Genomic DNA, 18,936 nt, shown 5'->3' with positions numbered 1-18,936 from the left:
GTATCCTCCGTCGATTGGCGGCCGGCCTACATGTGGCCGACATCGTCGGGAATGTCGTAAAAGGTCGGGTGGCGGTAGATTTTGGTCAGCGCCGGTTCGAAATTCTCGTCCTTGTGTTCGGGATCCGAGGCGACAATCGCCGCCGACGGCACCACCCAGATCGACACGCCCTCGCCGCGCCTTGTGTAGACGTCGCGCGCGGCCTGGATCGCCATCACCTCGTCGGCAGCGTGCACGGAGCCGCAATGCTTGTGCGCGAGCCCGTTGCGGGGCCGGATAAAAACTTCCCAAAGCGGGATTTCGGTCTTGCTCATGATCGTTGTCCTCGGGCGCGTCGCGTATACGTTTCCCGCCCCGGCCCAGCGCGACCGAAGCGGCATGTCGGACTACTCCGCCGCCAGCTTCGTCGCCTCGCGCCTGGCCCGGCGTTTTTCGGCATGGGCAAGCGCTGCCTCGCGCACCCATTTGCCGTCGTCCCAGGCCTTGCGGCGCGCGGCGATGCGCTCGCGGTTCATCGTTCCGCCGCCCTTGACCACACGCCAGAACTCGTCCCAGTCGATGGGGCCGAAATCGTAATGGCCGCGCTCCTCGTTCCATTTCAGCTCGGGATCGGGAAAGGTCAGGCCGAGGAACTCGCCCTGCGGCACGGTGGCGTCGACGAATTTCTGCCTGAGCTCGTCATTGGTGAAGCGCTTGATCTTCCATTTCATCGACCGGTCGCCGTGCTGGCTGTCGGAATCGTGCGGACCGAACATCATCAGCGACGGCCACCACCAGCGGTCGAGCGCGTCCTGCGCCATGTCCTTCTGCTCGGCCGTGCCGTTGGCCAGCGTCATCATGATCTCGTAACCCTGGCGCTGGTGGAAGCTTTCCTCCTTGCACACCCGGATCATGGCGCGCGCATAGGGCCCGTAAGAACAGCGGCACAGCGGGATCTGGTTCATGATCGCCGCGCCGTCGACCAGCCAGCCGATCGCCCCGATATCGGCCCAGGTCAGCGTCGGATAGTTGAAGATCGAGGAATATTTCGCCTTGCCCGACAAAAGCTCCTCGGTCATCTGCTCGCGGCTGACGCCGAGCGTCTCGGCGGCCGAATAGAGATAAAGCCCGTGGCCGCCCTCGTCCTGTACCTTGGCCAGCAGCGCCGCCTTGCGCCTGAGCGACGGCGCGCGCGTGATCCAGTTGCCCTCCGGCAGCATGCCGACGATCTCGGAATGCGCGTGCTGGCCGATCTGGCGCACCAGCGTCTTGCGATAGCCTTCCGGCATCGGATCGTTGGGCTCGATCTTGTCCTCCGCGTCGATGCGCGCCTGGAAAGCGGCGAGGAAAGCTTCGTCCTCGTCGGTGTCGGTCTTCGCCCCGATCAGGCCCTGGCTGTACATGGCATCTCCTCCGTGGTCGGATGGCGGGTGATCCGTCCATCCTGACATGTAACAAAAAATCTAACATTCCGCAATATTTCGTAACATAAAAAGCGAGGATCGATGACAGAGTTCGGGCTGAAGCAGGCGGAAGAGACGATCGCGCGCGTATTCGCGCCCTGGATCGTGGATATGGGGCTGAAACCGGTCGGATTCGACGCGGCCGGCGGCGATTTCCTGCTGCCGGAAAACCGGGCGCTGGTGCATGTCGGCGGCGTGATCTGCGGCCAGGCGACGGCGGCGGCGGCCGACACCTGCTCGGTGGTGGCGCTGGCCGCACTCAACGGCCGGTTCCGCGTCTGCACGACGGTCGACCTGACCACGCATTTTCTGCGGCCGCTGAAGCCCGGCGACGTCGACATCCGTGTCGAGGTGCTCTCCAACGGCAAACGCATGGCCTATACGCGCGTCGAGATGAGGGCGAAGGGCGCAAAAAAGGTCGCCGTCACCGCCACCAGCGCGTTCGCCTATCTGGAGGAGTGAGCCGCAATCTTCGATTGCCTGCGGAGCCCCGGTCGGCAATCCTTCCGGCTGGGGCTTACGCGCGCGATCGGAGCAGTCACCGACATGAACAAACAGAGGAAAGTGAGAAATAGGCCACATTGGATCATCGAACATGCCGTTAAAGTTGCAATCGGGGCAATTGTTCTCGGAATGATTGGATGGGGAGTGGCAAACTATGAACGGTTCCGCTGCAATTTCTGGCATATGGTCCAACCCGAAAACACACTTGCTCGCGGCTGCTAGCATCGGCGCGGCGATCCTGATGGGCGCGAACGAAGCGCGGGCACAGGACTGCGACATTCGCAATCTCGAAGGAACGGGTAATTCCACGCAGGTCGCCCAGGCCAATTTTACCTGCATGACGGCACGGCTCACGGCAACGCTCGCGAGGATCGAAGCACTGGAGTCGGAACTTGAGCCTTTCAGGCGAGCATCCGGCATTGTCGCAGCGTTCGACAGGTCGGAAGAAGATGCCTGTCCGCGCGGATGGGAACGCTTTGCTCCGGCTGGCGGCCGCATGATCGTCGGCGCCGGCGTCAACAACAATGTCGACGAAAACGGACAGAGCCTAAGCAGGTACCCGGCCTTGATGGATGATCCCGACGGGGCGCAGGGCGGCGCCGAATGGCATGCCCTCAAAGCAGAAGAAATGCCCACCCATTCGCACGAATTCAATGGCACGAGCGTCTTGCGGGGCCAGTGGACCGGGCACCCGGCGGTCGCGTTGTCGGTGGGCGGCGAGGGCGCCGGGGTGCATCAGCCGTTTGTTCCCGAAGGCACCATCAGCGAATCGGGCGGAAGCCAGCCCCACAACAATATGCCGCCCTACCTCGCTCTCTACTACTGTATTCGCAGGTAGCTTGCCCGGCCTCAAATCCCGCCGAACCGGGCCTTGAACCTTTTCGCGTCCACCTGCGCAGGCAGGCCGGATGCGTCGAGCCAGGCCTCGCTCGGGCCGGCGAGCGCGGCATAGACCGCCTTGACCCGCGCCCGCGCCGCCTCGCCCGGCCAGTCGGCCGGCAAAAGCGCGGCAGGCAGGCCGGGATCGCGCAAAACGATGCGCCGCCACGAATGGTCGACAAGCACACGCGCGGCCATGGCGTCGAGCGGCGAAAACCCGGCACCGCGCGCCAGCGCAGCGGCGAGCGGCGCCAGTTCGTCGCCGAGCGCGCGATAGGCCGCGGCCAGTTCGTCTAGATCCCACAGCGCGGCAAGGTCCGGCGGCTCGCGCAACGCCGCCCCGCGCACGACAAGCAAACCCGCCGGCACATCGTCGACCAGTTCGGGAATATTGGCGAAAGGGCGCACGAAACTGCCGGCACCGGCCGGCGCGAAACCGAGTTCCGCCATCGCCTGTTCGCGCCCCACACGCGCGCCGTTGCCGGCGCCAGCCGGCGCCAGCGCAACCAGCCAGGTGCCGTCCCATCCCGGCGGGCCGGCGGCGTAGATGCGCCTGGTCGCGAAGTCAAACGCGTGGCGCCCCTCCTCCGCCAGCCTGTAATAGGAATTGCGCCCGTCGCGCTCGCGTTCGAGCCAGCAATCGGCCGCAAGCCGCGACATCGCCGTGCGCACCGCCCCCGTCTCGATTCTGAGCCGTGCCATCAGTTCCTGTAGCACCGACAGCGCGACGCGGCCGCCGCGCGGCACGACGGCGTCGCCGAACATCGTGACGATCAGGGACCATACTCTGAGCCGCCCGCGCGCATGCAGGGCGTCGATCAGTCCTTCAAGCGCCTCGCCAGCGGAGTTTTCCCTCGCATCCATGGCAGGCAGATGCCATGCCCGCCTTGGATTTGGCAAGCAGCTTGGCCACGGGGCTCGCAAGGCCGGCCGCGAGCCGGGGCGCGATCCGGCTCGATCGCAACCCGTGACCGGCCCGGTGATTTCACAGGTTGCAAACAGCGATGGTCGCTGCTACTAAAAGATACAAATAGAATGAATGTTTTTGATGACCAATTCCGCCCCACGCGCCCTCGCCAGACCGTTCATGCCGCGGCCGCGCCCGGCCGCGCCCGGCCGCGATTCGACGCCCGAACACGCATTGACGAGGCAACGATGCTGACGTTTTTCAAGGCAATCGCGCAGGTAATCCTGCTTCCCGGCACCCTGGTTCTGCGCTGGATCGGCATCGATATCGAGCAAGATGGCGGGATTTTGCGTTCTTTCGTGAACATGTGCTTCTGGACGGCGATCGGCATGTGGATCGCCATCGAATATTTCATCTGATCAAGGCCAAGGAGATCCCGCATGAGCTGGCTGCCATCGCTGAAAACCGCAACCCCCGAGGAAGGCTTCGATCTCGCGATCAAGCTCAGCCGCATGGCGGTGAAGAAAACCCAGCCCGACGACGAGGTGCGCGACCGCCTGCGGCCGGACTACGCCAACGACGCCGACAGCCTGACCATGGCCTCGCAGGTCGTGGCGACCAATTTCCAGACCGTCGCCCGCGCCAACAAGTACTGGACCGACGACTGACCGGCGACGTAACGCACCGCCCCGACGGCGGCCGGCGACGCCTCACAGGCCCTCGACGCCGCTGACCAGCAGCACCGTTGCGAGTTTGGCGTAGTCGCCGCGGCTGATCGACCCGCCCTCGCGGTGCCACATATAGAACCAGTTGAGCATGCCGAACAGGCTCATCGTCACCGGCTTGAGAAGCGGCGTGCCGGTGAAGAGTTCCGGCCGCAGCGCGCGGATCGCCTCGGCAAAGCGTTCGACAAGCTGGCGCTCCAGCGCCTTCAACTGCCCCTGCTCGTCGTCCGGCAGGAGCTGCAGCGCGTTGATCTGCACCTTGTGCTCGGCATCGGCGTCGCGATAGGCCTCAAGCAGCGCCGCGACCAGCCCCTCCAGCCGCGCCCGCGGGGCAAGATCGGACCTGTCTGCCGCTTCGACCGCGTCGACCAGCGCCTCCAGATGGGCGTTGATGATGTCGAACAGCAACGCCTCCTTGGAGGCGTAATAGTGATAAAGCAGCGCCTTCGACACCCCGCAATCGGCCGCCAGCGAGGCCATCGAGGCCCGGTCGTAGCCGTCGCGCGCGAAGGTCAGCGCCGCCTGGTGCAGCAGCGCCCGGCGCTTGTCGTCATAGTCCTTGGCGCGGGTGCGGGCCATTAGGCCTTCGGCCGGTTGTCGACGATGCGCTGCGCCTTGCCCTGGCTGCGAGCGACGCCGCCGGGCTCGGTGACGTTGATCCTGACGGTGATGCCGATCACCTGCTTGATGCGTCGGGCGAGTTCGGCGGCGGCACCCGCGCGTTCGGCATTGTCGGCATGGTCGGGCAACGCCTCGACATTGACGGTCATCTCGTCCATGCGCCCGTGGCGCGACAGCTCGATCTGGAAATGCGGCGCGAGTTCGTCGACCTTGAGAATCTGTTCCTCGATCTGGGTCGGAAACACGTTGACGCCGCGCAGGATCATCATGTCGTCGGAGCGGCCGGTGATCTTTTCCATCCGCCGCATCGAGCGCGCCGTGCCGGCCAGGAGCCGGGTCAGGTCGCGCGTGCGATAGCGGATGATCGGAAACGCCTCCTTCGACAAGGAAGTGAAGACGAGCTCGCCCTTCTCGCCGTCGGCGACCGGCTCGCCCGTCACCGGGTCGATGATCTCGGGATAGAAATGGTCCTCCCAGATATGCAGCCCGTCCTTGGTCTCCACGCATTCATTGGCGACCCCCGGCCCCATCACTTCCGACAGGCCGTAAATATCGACGGCATGCATGTCGAAGGCGGCCTCGATCTCCGCGCGCATGGCGTTGGTCCACGGCTCGGCGCCGAATATGCCGACCTGAAGCGGGCTTTGGCGCGGGTCGAGCCCCTGGGCGCGATATTCGTCGAGGATCGACAGCATGTAGGACGGCGTGACCATGATGGTCGAGGCGCGGAAATCCTCGATCAGCGTCACCTGCCTCGTCGTCATGCCGCCCGAAACCGGCACCACCGTGCAGCCGAGCTTTTCGGCGCCGTAATGCGCGCCGAGCCCGCCGGTGAACAGCCCGTAGCCATAGGCGATCTGCACGATATCGCCCGGCCGCGTGCCCGAGGCGCGCATCGAGCGCGCCACGCAGGTCGCCCACACGTCGAGATCGTTGGCCGTGTAGCCCACCACCGTCGGCTTGCCGGTTGTGCCCGACGAGGCGTGAATGCGCGCCACCTTGTCGCGCGGCACGGCAAACAGGCCGAACGGATAATTGTCGCGCAGGTCGGTCTTCACCGTGAACGGGAATTTTGCCAGATCGGACAGGGTTTTCAGGTCGTCGGGATGCACGCCGGCGGCATCAAAGCTCTTCCGGTAGAAGTCGACATTGTCGTAGGCATGCCGGAGCGACCATTTCAGCCGCTTTAGCTGCAGCGCCGCTATCTCGTCGCGCGAGGCGATCTCGATCGGGTCGAGATCGGCCTTGTTGGGTGTCAGGTCCTTCATGGTGCTCCTCCACGGCCGCCTGGAAGGCGCGCGCCTCAGGCGTTGTCCTCGTCGAAATGCCGGCCTTCGATGACGCGCGAATTGCCGCGAAACTCGGCGATCAGCGCGCCGGCCTGATTGCTCACGCGCACATCGTAAATGCCCGAGCGGCCGAACCGCGCGATCTCGCGCGCGTCCGCCACCAGCCGGTCGCCGAGCCGGCCGGGCGCGATGAAGGTGATCGCATTGTGCTGCGCGACCACGAGCGTGTTGTAGGAATTGCAGGCAAAGGCGAAGGCCGAATCCGCCAGCGTGAAAATGTAGCCGCCATGGCAGATGTCGTGACCGTTGGTGTGATGTTTTTCGACCGTCATCGACAGGCGCGCCGTTCCCGGCCCGACCGCATCGAGGCTGGCGCCGAGCCATTTCGACGCATCGTCGCGCGCCCACATCGCATCGGCCGACCTGCGCGCGATCTCTTCCGCCGACAACGCCATTAAATCCCCTCCCCGCGACCTCGGCTCATGCTATGCCACGAGACTTGCATAAACCGGCCAGTCGGTCAATAATACTCGAACGGCCGCGAGCCGGAAACGACGGGAGGAGATGACGCGATGGAGGCGACACGCGCGCTCGCGGAGGCGTTCGACATCAACGCCCTGCCGCCGGGCTTTGCCGAAAATCCCTTCCCGGTCTATCGCGCGCTGCTGGAGCACGTGCCGCTCAAGCACTTCCCCGATGGGTCGGTGATGCTGTCGCGTTATGCCGATCTCGACCGGGTCTATCGCGACACCAAGACCTTTTCCTCCGACAAGAAGGTCGAGTTCCTGCCGAAATTCGGCGATACGCCGCTTTACGAGCATCACACCACCAGCCTGGTCTTCAACGACCCGCCGCTGCACACCCGCGTGCGCAAGATCATGATGGGGGCGCTGACACCGAGGGCGATCGCGGCGATGGAGCCCGGCCTGGTCGCGCTGGTCGACGGGCTTATCGAGCGCATCGCCGACCAGGGCGAGGTCGACCTGATCGAGGATTTCGCCGCCGCCATCCCGATCGAGGTGATCGGCAATCTCTTCGTCATGCCGCATGAAGAGCGCGGGCCGCTGCGCGACTGGTCGCTGGCGATCCTCGGCGCGCTCGAACCGGTATTGAGCGAGACCGACAAGGCGCGCGGCAACCAAGCTGTCACCGCCTTCAAGACCTATCTGGCCGAGCTTGCCGCCAAACGCAGGGCGAGCCCCGGCGATCCGGCGACCGACGTGTTGACCCGGCTGATCAACGGCAATGACGGCGAGTTGCTGTCCGACACCGAGCTGCTGCAAAACTGCATCTTCATCCTGAATGCCGGCCACGAGACCACGACCAATCTGATCGGCAACGCGCTCCACGAACTCGCCCAATGGCCGGACGAGCGCCAAAGGCTGATCGACAATCCCGACCTGATCGACACCGCCGTCGACGAGTTCCTGCGTTTCCAGAGCCCGAACCAGCTCGGCAACCGCATGACGCTGGCCGAGTGCGAACTCCATGGCGAGACGATCGCGCCCGGCACGCGCATCCACCTGGCGATCGGCGCGGCCAATCGCGACCCGCGCCAGTTCGAGGACCCCGACCGGCTCGACCTCGCCCGCAAGCCCAACCGCCATCTCGCCTTCGCGCAGGGCCCGCATCTGTGCGCCGGCTTTTCGCTCGCCCGGATGGAAGGCCGCATCGCCGTCTCGCGCTTTCTGAAACGTTTCCCAGACTACCGGCTTGCCGGCGCGCCGAAACGCACCGGCCGCGTGCGCTTTCGCGGCTTTTCCGCCCTGCCGGCCAGCGTCGGTTAGGCAGGCGGCAAAGATTGCCGGCCACGCCACACCGATCGAGCAAAACCGTCCGCCCAGGAGTATCGTCCATGACCGTTCTTTCCCTCAACAGCTTCGCCGCCGGCAAATGGGTCGCCCCCGCCGGCACCATCACCAGTCTCAAAAGCGCGATCGACGGCCGCGTGATCGCCGAACTCGGAGCGCGGCTCGACTTCGCCGCCATGATCGAGCACGCCCGCACGGTCGGCGGTCCTGCCCTGCGCGCCCTCACCTTTCACGAGCGCGCGGCAAAGCTGAAAGCATTGGCGCAATATCTCAATGAGCGCCGCGACGCGCTCTACGAGCTGTCCTACGAGACCGGCGCCACCAAGCCCGATTCCATGATCGACATCGACGGCGGCATCGGCACGGTGTTCGTGTTTGCCTCCAAGGGCCGGCGCGAATTGCCCGACGACGTGATCTATCTCGACGGCAATCTGGAGCAGCTCGGCAAGACCGGCGCCTTTGTCGGCCAGCATGTCGCGACCTCGCTGCAGGGCGTGGCCGTGCATATCAACGCCTTCAACTTCCCGGTCTGGGGCATGCTGGAAAAGCTCGCCCCGACCCTGCTCGCCGGCGTGCCGGCGATCGTCAAGCCGGCCTCGGCCACGGCCTGGCTTGCCGAGGCCGCCTTCCGCATGATCGTGGAATCCGGGCTTTTGCCCGACGGCGCGGTGCAGTTCGTCGCCGGCTCCACCGGCGACCTTCTCGACCGGCTGGGTTCGCAGGACGTGGTCTCCTTCACCGGCTCGGCCGCCACCGCCAACCTGCTGCGCGCAAACCCCACGATCCTGGAAAACGCCACCCGTTTCATCGCCGAGCAGGATTCGCTCAACGCCACCATTCTGGGCCCCGACGCCGCGCCCGGCACGCCCGAATTCGACATTTTCGTCAAGGAGGTGCATCGCGAGATGACGGCCAAGGCCGGGCAGAAATGCACCGCCATCCGCCGTATCCTGGTGCCGGCCGACCACCGCGAGGCGGTGATCGAGGCGATCTCGGAACGGCTCGCCAAGACGGTGATTGGCGACCCCAGGGTCGAGGCGACGCGCATGGGTGCGCTCGCCAGCCTCGCCCAGCGCCGCGACGTGCTGGAAAAGGCGGCGCTGATCGGCTCAGAGGCGCGCCAGGTCTATGGGGCGGAAAACGGCTTCGCCGAGGGCGTGGACGCCGAAAACGGCGCCTTCGTCTCGCCGATGCTGTTTGCCTGCGACGACCCGGACGGGGCCGACAAGATCCATTCGGTCGAGGCGTTCGGCCCGGTCTCCACGGTGATGGCCTATCGCGACCTCGACCACGCCACCGCGCTCGCCAATCGCGGCGCCGGCTCGCTGGTCGCCTCCGTCTTCACCCATGACCCCGAGGTCGCGCGCCGGGTGGTGCTCGCCTCCGGCGCCTTTCACGGCCGGCTTTATTTCGCCAATCGCGACACCGGCCGCGAGGCGACCGGGCACGGCTCGCCGCTGCCGCATCTCGTCCATGGCGGACCCGGCCGGGCCGGCGGCGGCGAGGAGATGGGCGGCATTCGCGGCGTCATGCACTACATGCAGCGCACGGCCGTCCAGGCGAGCCCCGATCTGCTAGCGGGCATCACCCGCATTTATGTGAAGGGCGCGACCACGATTGCCGGGCAAAAACACCCCTTCCGCCTGCGCTTTCCGGAACTGGAGATCGGCCATACGCTGGAGACCGCCGAACGCCAGGTGACGCTCGAGGACATCGAACATTTCGCCGAGTTCACCGGCGACACTTTTTACGCCCACATGGACGAGGAGGCGGCGAAGGCCAATCCCTTCTTCCCGGGCCGCGTCGCTCACGGCTACCTGATCCTGTCGTTTGCCGCCGGCCTGTTCGTCGACCCGGCACCGGGACCGGTGCTCGCCAATTACGGGCTCGACAATCTGCGCTTCATGAAGCCGGTCTCGCCCGGCGACACTCTCAAAGTACAGCTCACCGCCAAGGCCAAGACGCGCCGCAACGCCGAGTATGGCGAGGTGCGCTGGGATGTCACGGTTGTCAATCAGGACGGCGAACAGGTCGCCGGCTACGAGCTTTTGACCATGAACCAGATGTAGCCGCCGGGGCGTGGGATAGGCCGGCGCTAGCGCCGGCCCCGATGCCACCATGCGATCATCGCCATGGTGGTCAGGCAGATTGCTAACAGCGCAGCGGCGAAGGCGACAGCGCCGTCGCCGGTCATCACCACCAGCGCGGTAACGGCGAGCGCCCCACCCATCTGGCTGACAAAGCCGTAGAGCGAAGCCGAGAAGCCGGCGATGTCGCCATGCGGGTCGAGCACCATCGCCGCCGCGTTGGAATAGACCACCAGATAGCTGGTTGCGAACAACACGAAAAACGCGGCCAGCAGCCAGGGCGTCAGCAGGCCTGCCAAAGCCGTCGCCAGGATCAGCGTCGCCGACAGGATCAGCACCGCGTTGCCGACCAGCATCGCCGGCACGATGCCGGCCACGGCGATCAGCCGGCGATTGACCATCTGACCGATGACGATGCCGGCGCCATGCAGGGCGAAATAGAGCGCGAAAAGTCCGCCGGTAATGCCGAATTCGCTCTCATAGACCCGTGGCGCGGATGCCAGGATCAGCAGCATGGTCGCCATCACCACCGCCGACAGGATGAGGAAATGGCGCGACTGCGGATGGCCGACGAGCCGCCTCGTGCGGCGCAGATAGGTCGCCGGGCTGAGCGCGTCGGGGGCGAGCCCGGGAATGGTCTCGGAAAACCGCGTCAATGCGGCCAGCAGCAACACGCCGAACAGCGCCAGCACGGCAAAGATCGCCCGCCAGCCGAACAGCGCGGCAATGCCCGCGCCGGCGAGCGGCGCGACGATCGGCCCGACGGCGAAGATGGCGGTGGCAAACGCCAGATTGCGCGCCAGATCGGCGCCCGAATAGAGATCGCGGATGATGGCCCGCGACGACACGATCGCCGCCGCCGCGCCAAAGCCTTGCACCGCGCGTGCGCCGAGCAGCACCGTGATCGACGGCGCCAGCGCCGCGACCGCGCAGCCGACGACGAACAGCGTCAGGCCCGCCGCCAGAACCGGCCGGCGCCCGTAGCGGTCCGACGCCGAGCCCCACAGCAATTGCCCGAAGGCGGCGGCGAACATGTAGAAAGTGATGGTCCACTGGACCAGCGCGTAGCGCGTGTCGAGCGCCTCGACCATGGCGCCGAAGGACGGCAGCGTGATGTCGACGGCGAAGGCGGAGACGGACATCAACAGCCCGCAATAGACGATCAGCGCACGCGCGCTCACCCCGACCGCCCCTCGAAGGAAATCGTGTCGACCAGCGAAAGCGCCGTGCGCAGCGCCGCACCGCAGGCGACCGCCATCTGCGGCAACAAAAGCCATTCCAGCGTCCAGGCCGCGCCCGAACGCTCGTTTTCGTGCACCAGCGCCTGGTGCATGCCGGCCAAGAGCGTGGCGTTGAAGCGCGCCAAGGCGACGAGCAGTTCGGCGCCAACCGGATTGACCTTGTGCGGCATCGCCGACGACCCGCCGCCGCTGGCAAGCCGGATCTCGCCGATTTCGCTCTGCGCGGCGAGCGCGATGTCCTGGCCCATCTTGCCGAGCGTGCCGGTAACCAGCGACAGCCAGGAGGCGAAAGCCGCGAAACCGTCGCGCTCGCTGTGGCGCGCCGAGGCGAGCGCCGTCAGGCCGAGGCCGATTGCCAGCCGCCGTGAGACCGCCCCGCCCTTGCCGCCGAGCTTATCGAGCGTGCCGGCCGCGCCGCCGAAATGCAAAACGCACATGCCCTCTCTCGCTCCGGCCATCGCCGCGCGATGCCTGAGAAGCGGCGCCCGCCAGCTTTCGATCTTGCGCGAAGCCGGTACCGGGATCGCCGCCTGCATGCGGGTGTGCGCCATCACCTCGATCGCCCCGTCGCGGTCGGTCAGCGCGGCCAGCGCGACGGCCAACGCGTCGAGCCGGGCGCCGAAAATATCGAATGCCGACACGAGCCGCAGCGCCAGGCCGGTGTCGATCACGTCCTGGCTGGTCGCGCCGAAATGAACATGGCGCGCATGCGGCTCGCCGACCGCGGCGCGAAGCTGGCGCACCAGATCCGGCACGACGACGCCGTCGCGCGCCGTCGCCTGATTCAAAGCCTCAAGGTCGGGCTGGAACGCCTTGATACGATTCTCGATTTCGGCAGCCGCGCCGACCGGTATGACCCCCTCCGCGCCTTCCGCCGCCGCCAGTCCCGCCTCGAAGGCCAGCATCGCCGCCATCTCGGCCTCGACCGAAAACAGCGCGGCGATCTCCCGGTCGCCGGCCAGGCCGGACAGGAAAGGATGCTCGAAGGGAAAAACGCTCACGATGACATGCGGCTCAGATATCGAGGAAGATCGTTTCCTTCTCGCCCTGGAGATGGATGTCGAAGGTGTAGACGTCGCCGTCGCGCGGCGCAATCAGGGTCGGCACCCGGTTCTTGTGCTCGACGCGTTGAAGCAGCGGGTCCTCTGCATTGGCGTCTTGCTCGTCGGAAAAATACATGCGCGTATGCAGGCCGAGATTGATGCCGCGCGCCACGATCCAGAAGGTGATGTGCGGCGCCATCAGCCGGCCGTCCTTGAACGGGACACGCCCCGGCTTGATGGTGGAAAACTCGAACAGCCCGGTTTCCATGTCCGAAGCAAGCCGGCCCCAGCCCGCAAAATTCGGATCGGCGGCGCCGCGCAGCTCCGAGGGCGAATTGTAGAGCCCGGCCGCGTCGGCCTGCCAGATCTCGATCAGCGCGTCCTTGAGCGGCGTGCCGGTGCCGTCGATCACCCGGGCACGCACGGTGATGCGCTCGCCGCGTGTCTTGTCGTTGACCATCGCGGCGCCGAGATCGTCGGCATAGACGCCCTCTATGCCACAGAAATTCGGCGTCAGCCCGATATGGACATAGGGGCCGGCCGTCTGCGAGGCGCTTTCCTTCAGGCGGTTGAGCGGCTGCACCATGATCAATTTCCCTCCAGCCGGTTTTCAAACAGCGTCGAGCGACGGCCGCGCAGGACGATGTCGAACTTGTAGGCGCGCGCATCCATCGGAATCGTGGCCTGCATATCGAGCGCTGCCACCAGCCCCTCCACCGCCGCGCGGTCGGGAATGGTGGCCACGATCGGGCAGCGCCAGATCAGCGGATCGCCCTCGAAATACATCTGCGTGATCAGCCGCTGGGCGAACCCGTGGCCGAAGACCGAAAAATGGATATGCGCCGGCCGCCAGTCGTTGACGCCGTTCGGCCACGGATAGGGTCCGGGCTGGATGGTGCGAAAACAATAGGACCCGTCCGCGTCGGTGATCACGCGCCCGCAGCCGCCGAAATTCGGATCGAGCGGCGCCAGATAGCTTTCCTTCTTGTGGCGGTAGCGCCCGCCGGCATTGGCCTGCCACACCTCCACCAGCGCGCCGGCCACGCCCTTGCCGCGCTCGTCGAGCACCCGGCCATGGACGATGATGCGCGGCCCGATCGCGCTTTCGCCGGCCTTGGCGAAATTGTGGATCAGGTCGGCGTCGAGCGCGCCGAGCATGGAATGCCCGAACACCGGCCCGGTGATCTCCGAAAGCGTGTTGTCGAGCGAGATCAGCGCCTTTTGCGGCGAACGCACGACCGAGGTCTTGTAGCCCGGCGTGTAGGCCGGCGGCTGCCATTGGCGGTCGCGCTGGAAAAACGCGCCGGTCTCGGGCCTTTCGTTCGACATCTCATCCCTCCTGTTCGACGGCGCTTGCGCCCATCTCGTCGAGCGTTTGCTTGACCACCTTGATGGCGTGGTTGGCCGCCGGCACGCCGGCATAGATTGCCACATGCAGCATCGCCTCGCGAATGTCATCCGGGCTCGCGCCGGTATTGGCGGTGGCGCGCACATGCATGGCGACCTCGTCGTAATGGCCGAGCGCGGCCAGCAATGCCAGCGTCACCATCGAACGTTCGCGCTTGGTCCAGTTCGGGCGCGACCAGACGTGCCCCCACGCGGCCTCGGTAATGAGATCCTGGAACGGTTCGTCGAACGGCGTCTTGCGCGCCTCGGCCCCGTCGACATGGGCATCGCCGAGCACCGTCCGGCGCGTCGCCATGCCTTGCCGGTGACGGTCCGGCTTTTCCGAATGTGCGGACATGCAGCCTCCATTCTCGGTTTTCGTCACTCAACCAGATTGAACCGGTTATGAAAAATGCTATTTTTTGCCGATATCATATCAAAATCGATATGGAAACGATGCAGATCAAGACCCGCCACCTTGCCGTTTTCGTCGAGACCGCCCAGCGCATGAGCGTCGGCAAGGCGGCGGCGGCACTCGGCCTGTCGCAGCCGGCCGCCACCCGCACGTTGCGCGAACTGGAGGCCGCGCTCGACCGGCCGCTGCTGGCGCGCGAGGGGCGCGGCATCCGGCTGACGCCGGCGGGAGAGGAATTTTGCCGCCATGCCGCCGCCAGCCTGGCGGCGCTGCGCCGCGGCGTCGACGCCGTGCAGGACCTGGCAAGCGGCGGCCGGGCGGCGCTGCGGATCGGCGCGCTGCCGACCGTGTCGGCCCGCATCATGCCCAAGGTGGCCGCCGGCTTCCTCGCCGATACAGGCGCGCTGCTGACGATCGTGACCGGCGAGAACACGGTGCTGCTGGAGCGGCTCGCGCGCGGCGAGCTCGACGTCGTCGTCGGCCGGCTGGCCGCGCCCGAGCGCATGTTCGGCCTCAGCTTCGAGCATCTTTATTCGGAGGAAGTCCGCTTCGTCGTGCGCCGCGGCCACCCGCTCGCCGACACGCACGCCTTCGCACCCGCCGATATCGCCGCTTTTCCCGTCATCATGCCGACACCGGGCTCGGTCATTCGCCCGTTTGTCGAACGCCTTCTGATCACGCTTGCAGTACCCGAACCGGAAAGGCGTATCGAAAGCGTGTCGGATTCATTCGGCCGCGCCTTCCTGCGCGAGACCAACGCGGTGTGGATCATCTCCGAGGGCGTGGTCGCCGACGAGATCGCCGCCGGCGCGTTCGTGGCGCTGCCGGTCGACACGGCCGAAACCCGCGGCGCCGTCGGCCTCACCCTGCGCGCCGACCAGGACCGCCCGCCGCTACTCGACGCCTTCGGCCGGGCGCTCCGCGCCGCCACCGCCGCGCGGCGCGCCTCTCAGTAAGGCAGGCCGACATAGTTTTCGGCCAGCGAGGTCGACGCGGCGCGCGAGTGCACCAGATAATCGAGTTCCGCCTCCTGGATCTTCTGGCCGAAGGCGCCGGTATCGGGGAAACGATGCATCAGCGTCGTCATCCACCAGGAAAACCGCTCCGCCTTCCAGATCCGGTTCAGCGCGCGTTGCGAATAGGCGTCGAGACCGGCCTGCGACCCCTCGCCGTAGAATTCGCCGAGCGCATCGAACAGATAACGCACGTCGCTCGCCGCCAGGTTCAGCCCCTTCGCCCCGGTCGGCGGCACGATGTGGCCGGCATCGCCGACCAGAAACAGCCGCCCGAAACGCAGCGGCTCGGCGACGAAGGAACGCAGCGGCGCGATCGACTTTTCCACCGACGGCCCGGTGCTCACCCGCTCCGCCGTCGCCGCCGGCAGGCGCAGCCGGAGCTCGTCCCAGAACCGGTCGTCGGGCCAGTCCTCGATCTTTTCCTCAAGCGGCACCTGGACGTAATAGCGGCTGCGCGTCGTCGAGCGCATCGAACACAGCGCGAAGCCGCGCGGATGGTTGGCATAGATCAGTTCGTGATTGACCGGCGCCACCTCGGCGATGATGCCGAGCCAGCCAAACGGATAGACCCGCTCGTAGGTTTTCAGCACCGACGCCGGCGCCGATTTGCGTGCAATGCCGTGATAGCCGTCGCAGCCGGCGATGAAATCGCAGTCGAGACGCTGCGTGACCCCGTCCTTGTCGAAGGTGACAAACGGACTGGCGCCGTCGAAATCGTGCGGCGCGACGTTGGCGGCTTCGTAGACGCTGACGCCGCCGGTCTGCTCGCGCTTGTCCATCAAATCCTGTGTCACCTCGGTCTGGCCGTAGACCATCACCTTCTTGCCATCGGTCAGCCCGGCAAGGTCGATGCGGTGGCGCCTGCCGTCAAAGGCCAGGTCGATCCCCTCATGCGCCAGGCCCTCGGCGCGCATGCGCGCGCCCGCGCCCGCCTCGTCCAGAAGATCGCACATGCCTTCTTCCAGCACGCCGGCGCGGATGCGCTCCAGCACATGCGCCTTGGTCGCGCGTTCGAGGATCACATTGTCGATCCCGGCATTGGTCAGAAGCTGTCCGAGCAGCAGGCCCGAAGGCCCGGACCCGATAATCGCCACCTGGGTGCGCATGAAATCTCCCACACTCCGCTTTCATGCCAAACTGGACCTTGGAGCTGTCGCGCCTCAATGGACACTCGGCGCAACATCTTGCACAAATTGCGCATCACCAGGAACCAGCACACATGACCCGGCACGTCCCCACCTATCAGCTCTATGGCGACAAACACGCCGAAAGCGCCGATTTCTGGCTTCACTGCGAGTCCATCCCGGAGCGGAGCCGGCTGCACGATTGGGAAATCCGTCCGCATCGCCACGCCGCCTTTTTCCAGATATTGTACATTTCCAACGGAAACGGCGAAGCGCTGATGAACCGCGCCTATCGCCGCTTCGACGCGCCGGCGGCGATCTTCGTTCCACCCGGCGCCGTTCACGGCTTCCGGTTTTCCCCCGACATAAGCGGCCTTGTCGTCACCGTGCTGCGCGACCGGCTCGACCGGCTGACGGCCGGAGACCGCAACCTCGCCGCCTTCGCCCGCACCCCGCATCTCCTCGCCGACGCCGACGACGTCGCCCCGCGCGCCGTCGACGCTCTGGCGCGCATCGCCGCCGAGCTTGCCGGCCATGCGCTCGGGCGCTGGACCATGCTCGACGCGCTGGTCACGGCGGCGCTGATCGAATTCGCCCGCGCCGGCGCAACACATGCCGGCCAAACGCCGCCGCCGGACGGCCTCGACCGCGGACGCATGGAAGCGCTCGGCGCGTTGATCGGCGCGCATTTCCGCGAGCACCGGCCGGTCGGCTTCTACGCGGACCGGCTCGGCATCTCGGCCGCGCACCTCAACCGGATCGCCCGGCGCGCCACCGGCCGCAGCGTGAGCCAGCTTCTCACCCTGCGCCTCGTCGAGGAGGCCAGGCGCGATCTCGTCTTCACCTTTCTGCCCGCGCAGTCGATCGCCCTGTCGCTCGGCTTTTCCGACCCGGCCTATTTCAGCCGCTTCTTCCGCAAGCAGACCGGCCTGACGCCGGGCGCCTTTCGCGAACGCGAGCGCGCGCGGCTGAAATTCTGACCCCGCGCCGGCCCCGCCCCCGGCCTCACACCACCGCCAGCGCCTGCGCCAGATCGGCGACCAGATCGTCGGCGTTCTCCACGCCGATCGACAGGCGGATGGTGGTGTCGAGCACGCCGATCCGGTTGCGGATCTCCAGAGGCACGCCCGAATGGGTCATCGCGGCCGGATGGCTCGCCAGCGATTCCGTCCCGCCCAGGCTGACCGCCAGCTTGAAGATCTGCAGCGCGTTCAGAAAGGCGAAGGCCGCCGCCTCGCCGCCGCGAATGTCGAACGAGAATGTCGACCCCGCGCCCGTGCACTGGGCCGCGAAGCAGCGCCCGGCCGGCGTGTCGGCACCGAAGAACGGCGGATAATGCACCTTCTCGACCTTGGCGTGGTCGCGCAGGAATTCGGCCACGACACGCGCATTGTCGTTGGCCTTTTCCATGCGGATCGTCAGCGTCTCCAGCGAGCGGCCCAGCATCCAGCACGAATGCGGGTCGAGCTGGGTGCCGATCGCCCCGCGCAGCGCCTTGATCGGTTTCATCACCGCCTTGGAGCCGAGCACGGCGCCGGCGATCAGGTCCGAATGCCCGCCGACATATTTGGTCAGCGAATAGACCGAGATGTCGATGCCGTGGTCGAGCGGACGCTGGAACACCGGGCCGAGCAGCGTGTTGTCGCAGGCAATCACCGGCCGAAGACCGTTCTGCCGCGCCGCGATCTCGTCGGCGATCCGCGCAATCAGTCCCATGTCGATCAGCGTGTTGAGCGGATTGGACGGCGTCTCGATGAAGATCGCCGAAACCCGGCCTTTCGCCAGCGCGGCATCGGCCGCCGCGCGCACCGCCTTTTCGTCCACCCCGTCGGAAAACCCGGCCGACTGGATGCCGAAATCGGCCAGCGTGCGCGCCAACAACGTCTCGGTGCCGCCATAAAGCGGCTGCGAATGCAGGATCACGTCGCCCGGCCGCGCGATCGCCAGAAGCGTGGTGGCGATCGCCGACATGCCGGACGAAAACAGGATACAGGCTTCCGCCCCTTCATAGACCGCCAGCCGGTCCTCGACGATCTCGCTGTTGGGATGGTTGAAGCGCGAATAGACCAGTCCGGCGGCCGAGCCTTCGGGCGGCTCCTTGCGGCCCGCGACGTAGTCGAAGAAGTCGCGCCCCTCCTCCGCGCTCTTGAAGACGAAGGTCGAGGTCAAAAACACGGGCGGCTTGACCGCGCCTTCCGACAGTTCCGGGTCGAAGCCGTAGGTCAGCATCAGCGTTTCGGGATGAAGGCGGTGATTGCCGATATGGGTCTTGTAGGGGCGCGGCGCGGTCATGAGGCTCACTCCAGATGGACTCGACCCGCAGCCTATCATCTCGGCCGGCCGGTTGCGCCCCATGCGTGCAAATCGCAAGCTTCGCTGCGCATGGTGTTGGAGACAATGACCACGAAAAGGGCCCGTACCCCTTTTCAGGAGGCGTTGAAGCAAC

Annotated in this window: 21 protein-coding genes; 8 read left to right on the top strand and 13 right to left on the bottom strand. The window is 66.2% G+C overall.

Annotated elements, in window-relative coordinates:
• Positions 1-26: 26 nt before the first annotated feature.
• Both paaB and paaA read right to left on the bottom strand, forming a co-directional pair.
• Positions 27-314 (bottom strand): 1,2-phenylacetyl-CoA epoxidase subunit PaaB, encoded by a 288-nt coding sequence (paaB, locus tag GN330_RS07480; protein ID WP_156712085.1) that lies wholly within the window; start codon positions 312-314, stop codon positions 27-29.
• Between the two features lie 72 nt (positions 315-386).
• A complete protein-coding gene (gene paaA, locus GN330_RS07475; RefSeq protein ID WP_156712084.1) occupies positions 387-1,382 on the bottom strand; it encodes a 1,2-phenylacetyl-CoA epoxidase subunit PaaA in 996 nt (331 codons plus the stop codon).
• 102 nt (positions 1,383-1,484) lie between these two features.
• Between paaA and GN330_RS07470 the strand changes: the two genes are divergently transcribed.
• Together GN330_RS07470 and GN330_RS07465 are read left to right on the top strand one after the other, a co-directional pair.
• Positions 1,485-1,904, top strand: coding sequence for a PaaI family thioesterase (locus GN330_RS07470; RefSeq protein WP_156712083.1), 420 nt, complete (start codon positions 1,485-1,487; stop codon positions 1,902-1,904).
• Positions 1,905-2,100: 196 nt separating this feature from the next.
• Positions 2,101-2,784 (top strand): phage tail protein, encoded by a 684-nt coding sequence (locus GN330_RS07465; RefSeq protein ID WP_156712082.1) that lies wholly within the window; start codon positions 2,101-2,103, stop codon positions 2,782-2,784.
• Between the two features lie 11 nt (positions 2,785-2,795).
• Here GN330_RS07465 and GN330_RS07460 read toward each other — a convergent pair whose 3' ends face one another.
• A complete protein-coding gene (locus tag GN330_RS07460) occupies positions 2,796-3,689 on the bottom strand; it encodes a PaaX family transcriptional regulator (protein ID WP_156712081.1) in 894 nt (297 codons plus the stop codon).
• Positions 3,690-3,980: 291 nt separating this feature from the next.
• On the opposite strand from GN330_RS07460, the gene GN330_RS23435 reads away from it, so the two are divergent.
• Both GN330_RS23435 and GN330_RS07455 read left to right on the top strand, forming a co-directional pair.
• Positions 3,981-4,151, top strand: a complete 171-nt coding sequence (locus GN330_RS23435; protein WP_197435088.1) for a hypothetical protein — start codon at positions 3,981-3,983, stop codon at positions 4,149-4,151.
• 21 nt (positions 4,152-4,172) lie between these two features.
• Complete coding sequence (locus tag GN330_RS07455; RefSeq protein ID WP_156712080.1) at positions 4,173-4,400, top strand: hexameric tyrosine-coordinated heme protein; 228 nt, start codon at positions 4,173-4,175, stop codon at positions 4,398-4,400.
• A 42-nt stretch (positions 4,401-4,442) separates the two neighbouring features.
• Here GN330_RS07455 and GN330_RS07450 read toward each other — a convergent pair whose 3' ends face one another.
• Genes GN330_RS07450 through paaI form a run of 3 tightly spaced genes read right to left on the bottom strand, consistent with a single transcriptional unit; the run spans position 4,443 to position 6,822 of the window.
• The gene (locus GN330_RS07450) at positions 4,443-5,036 is read right to left on the bottom strand and encodes a TetR/AcrR family transcriptional regulator (protein WP_156712079.1); all 594 of its coding nucleotides are present in this window, start codon (positions 5,034-5,036) and stop codon (positions 4,443-4,445) included.
• Positions 5,036-6,346, bottom strand: coding sequence for a phenylacetate--CoA ligase PaaK (gene paaK, locus GN330_RS07445; RefSeq protein ID WP_156712078.1), 1,311 nt, complete (start codon positions 6,344-6,346; stop codon positions 5,036-5,038). The genes GN330_RS07450 and paaK overlap by 1 nt, the downstream gene beginning before the upstream one ends.
• A 35-nt stretch (positions 6,347-6,381) precedes the next feature.
• On the bottom strand, positions 6,382-6,822 hold the full coding sequence (paaI, locus tag GN330_RS07440) for a hydroxyphenylacetyl-CoA thioesterase PaaI (protein WP_156712077.1): 441 nt from the start codon (positions 6,820-6,822) through the stop codon (positions 6,382-6,384).
• A 117-nt stretch (positions 6,823-6,939) separates the two neighbouring features.
• Here paaI and GN330_RS07435 point away from each other — a divergent pair, with 117 nt between their 5' ends.
• Positions 6,940-8,154 (top strand): cytochrome P450, encoded by a 1,215-nt coding sequence (locus GN330_RS07435; protein WP_156712076.1) that lies wholly within the window; start codon positions 6,940-6,942, stop codon positions 8,152-8,154.
• A gap of 68 nt (positions 8,155-8,222) precedes the next feature.
• Positions 8,223-10,247: a phenylacetic acid degradation bifunctional protein PaaZ gene (gene paaZ / locus GN330_RS07430; RefSeq protein WP_156712075.1), complete on the top strand. Its 2,025-nt coding sequence runs from the start codon at positions 8,223-8,225 to the stop codon at positions 10,245-10,247.
• A 26-nt stretch (positions 10,248-10,273) separates the two neighbouring features.
• Here the strand turns inward: paaZ and GN330_RS07425 are convergent, their stop codons facing one another.
• The 5 genes from GN330_RS07425 to pcaC are packed head-to-tail and all read right to left on the bottom strand — an operon-like array spanning position 10,274 to position 14,293.
• A complete protein-coding gene (locus tag GN330_RS07425) occupies positions 10,274-11,446 on the bottom strand; it encodes an MFS transporter (protein WP_197435087.1) in 1,173 nt (390 codons plus the stop codon).
• On the bottom strand, positions 11,443-12,507 hold the full coding sequence (locus GN330_RS07420) for a 3-carboxy-cis,cis-muconate cycloisomerase (RefSeq protein WP_343040400.1): 1,065 nt from the start codon (positions 12,505-12,507) through the stop codon (positions 11,443-11,445). Before GN330_RS07420 ends, GN330_RS07425 begins: the two co-directional genes overlap by 4 nt.
• Before the next feature lie 13 nt (positions 12,508-12,520).
• On the bottom strand, positions 12,521-13,135 hold the full coding sequence (gene pcaG / locus GN330_RS07415; RefSeq protein WP_156712072.1) for a protocatechuate 3,4-dioxygenase subunit alpha: 615 nt from the start codon (positions 13,133-13,135) through the stop codon (positions 12,521-12,523).
• Between the two features lie 2 nt (positions 13,136-13,137).
• Entirely contained in the window at positions 13,138-13,878 is a 741-nt protein-coding gene (gene pcaH / locus GN330_RS07410) for a protocatechuate 3,4-dioxygenase subunit beta (RefSeq protein WP_156712071.1), read from the bottom strand.
• 1 nt (position 13,879) lies between these two features.
• Positions 13,880-14,293, bottom strand: a complete 414-nt coding sequence (gene pcaC / locus GN330_RS07405) for a 4-carboxymuconolactone decarboxylase (protein WP_156712070.1) — start codon at positions 14,291-14,293, stop codon at positions 13,880-13,882.
• 89 nt (positions 14,294-14,382) lie between these two features.
• On the opposite strand from pcaC, the gene pcaQ reads away from it, so the two are divergent.
• On the top strand, positions 14,383-15,306 hold the full coding sequence (gene pcaQ / locus GN330_RS07400) for a pca operon transcription factor PcaQ (RefSeq protein WP_156712069.1): 924 nt from the start codon (positions 14,383-14,385) through the stop codon (positions 15,304-15,306).
• Here the strand turns inward: pcaQ and pobA are convergent.
• Complete coding sequence (gene pobA / locus GN330_RS07395; protein WP_156712068.1) at positions 15,300-16,472, bottom strand: 4-hydroxybenzoate 3-monooxygenase; 1,173 nt, start codon at positions 16,470-16,472, stop codon at positions 15,300-15,302. The two genes, pcaQ and pobA, sit on opposite strands and share 7 nt — an antisense overlap.
• Positions 16,473-16,585: 113 nt before the next feature.
• On the opposite strand from pobA, the gene GN330_RS07390 reads away from it, so the two are divergent.
• The gene (locus tag GN330_RS07390) at positions 16,586-17,470 is read left to right on the top strand and encodes a helix-turn-helix domain-containing protein (RefSeq protein WP_156712067.1); all 885 of its coding nucleotides are present in this window, start codon (positions 16,586-16,588) and stop codon (positions 17,468-17,470) included.
• 25 nt (positions 17,471-17,495) lie between these two features.
• Here the strand turns inward: GN330_RS07390 and GN330_RS07385 are convergent, their stop codons facing one another.
• Entirely contained in the window at positions 17,496-18,782 is a 1,287-nt protein-coding gene (locus GN330_RS07385) for a cystathionine gamma-synthase family protein (RefSeq protein WP_156712066.1), read from the bottom strand.
• Positions 18,783-18,936: the final 154 nt, after the last annotated feature.

The sequence above is a fragment of the Nitratireductor arenosus genome (assembly GCF_009742725.1).
GTDB classification, from domain to species: domain Bacteria; phylum Pseudomonadota; class Alphaproteobacteria; order Rhizobiales; family Rhizobiaceae; genus Mangrovimarina; species Mangrovimarina arenosa.
This window is presented reverse-complemented; position numbering and strand designations above follow the sequence as displayed.

What these genes read in the sequence shown, in the direction of transcription:
- paaB (WP_156712085.1), bottom strand. Translation starts at nt 314, where the DNA reads ATGAGCAAGACCGAAATCCCGCTTTGGGAAGTTTTTATCCGGCCCCGC.
- paaA (WP_156712084.1), bottom strand. Translation starts at nt 1,382, where the DNA reads ATGTACAGCCAGGGCCTGATCGGGGCGAAGACCGACACCGACGAGGAC.
- GN330_RS07470 (WP_156712083.1), top strand. Translation starts at nt 1,485, where the DNA reads ATGACAGAGTTCGGGCTGAAGCAGGCGGAAGAGACGATCGCGCGCGTA.
- GN330_RS07465 (WP_156712082.1), top strand. Translation starts at nt 2,101, where the DNA reads ATGAACGGTTCCGCTGCAATTTCTGGCATATGGTCCAACCCGAAAACA.
- GN330_RS07460 (WP_156712081.1), bottom strand. Translation starts at nt 3,689, where the DNA reads ATGGATGCGAGGGAAAACTCCGCTGGCGAGGCGCTTGAAGGACTGATC.
- GN330_RS23435 (WP_197435088.1), top strand. Translation starts at nt 3,981, where the DNA reads ATGCTGACGTTTTTCAAGGCAATCGCGCAGGTAATCCTGCTTCCCGGC.
- GN330_RS07455 (WP_156712080.1), top strand. Translation starts at nt 4,173, where the DNA reads ATGAGCTGGCTGCCATCGCTGAAAACCGCAACCCCCGAGGAAGGCTTC.
- GN330_RS07450 (WP_156712079.1), bottom strand. Translation starts at nt 5,036, where the DNA reads ATGGCCCGCACCCGCGCCAAGGACTATGACGACAAGCGCCGGGCGCTG.
- paaK (WP_156712078.1), bottom strand. Translation starts at nt 6,346, where the DNA reads ATGAAGGACCTGACACCCAACAAGGCCGATCTCGACCCGATCGAGATC.
- paaI (WP_156712077.1), bottom strand. Translation starts at nt 6,822, where the DNA reads ATGGCGTTGTCGGCGGAAGAGATCGCGCGCAGGTCGGCCGATGCGATG.
- GN330_RS07435 (WP_156712076.1), top strand. Translation starts at nt 6,940, where the DNA reads ATGGAGGCGACACGCGCGCTCGCGGAGGCGTTCGACATCAACGCCCTG.
- paaZ (WP_156712075.1), top strand. Translation starts at nt 8,223, where the DNA reads ATGACCGTTCTTTCCCTCAACAGCTTCGCCGCCGGCAAATGGGTCGCC.
- pcaG (WP_156712072.1), bottom strand. Translation starts at nt 13,135, where the DNA reads ATGGTGCAGCCGCTCAACCGCCTGAAGGAAAGCGCCTCGCAGACGGCC.
- pcaH (WP_156712071.1), bottom strand. Translation starts at nt 13,878, where the DNA reads ATGTCGAACGAAAGGCCCGAGACCGGCGCGTTTTTCCAGCGCGACCGC.
- pcaC (WP_156712070.1), bottom strand. Translation starts at nt 14,293, where the DNA reads ATGTCCGCACATTCGGAAAAGCCGGACCGTCACCGGCAAGGCATGGCG.
- pcaQ (WP_156712069.1), top strand. Translation starts at nt 14,383, where the DNA reads ATGGAAACGATGCAGATCAAGACCCGCCACCTTGCCGTTTTCGTCGAG.
- pobA (WP_156712068.1), bottom strand. Translation starts at nt 16,472, where the DNA reads ATGCGCACCCAGGTGGCGATTATCGGGTCCGGGCCTTCGGGCCTGCTG.
- GN330_RS07390 (WP_156712067.1), top strand. Translation starts at nt 16,586, where the DNA reads ATGACCCGGCACGTCCCCACCTATCAGCTCTATGGCGACAAACACGCC.
- GN330_RS07385 (WP_156712066.1), bottom strand. Translation starts at nt 18,782, where the DNA reads ATGACCGCGCCGCGCCCCTACAAGACCCATATCGGCAATCACCGCCTT.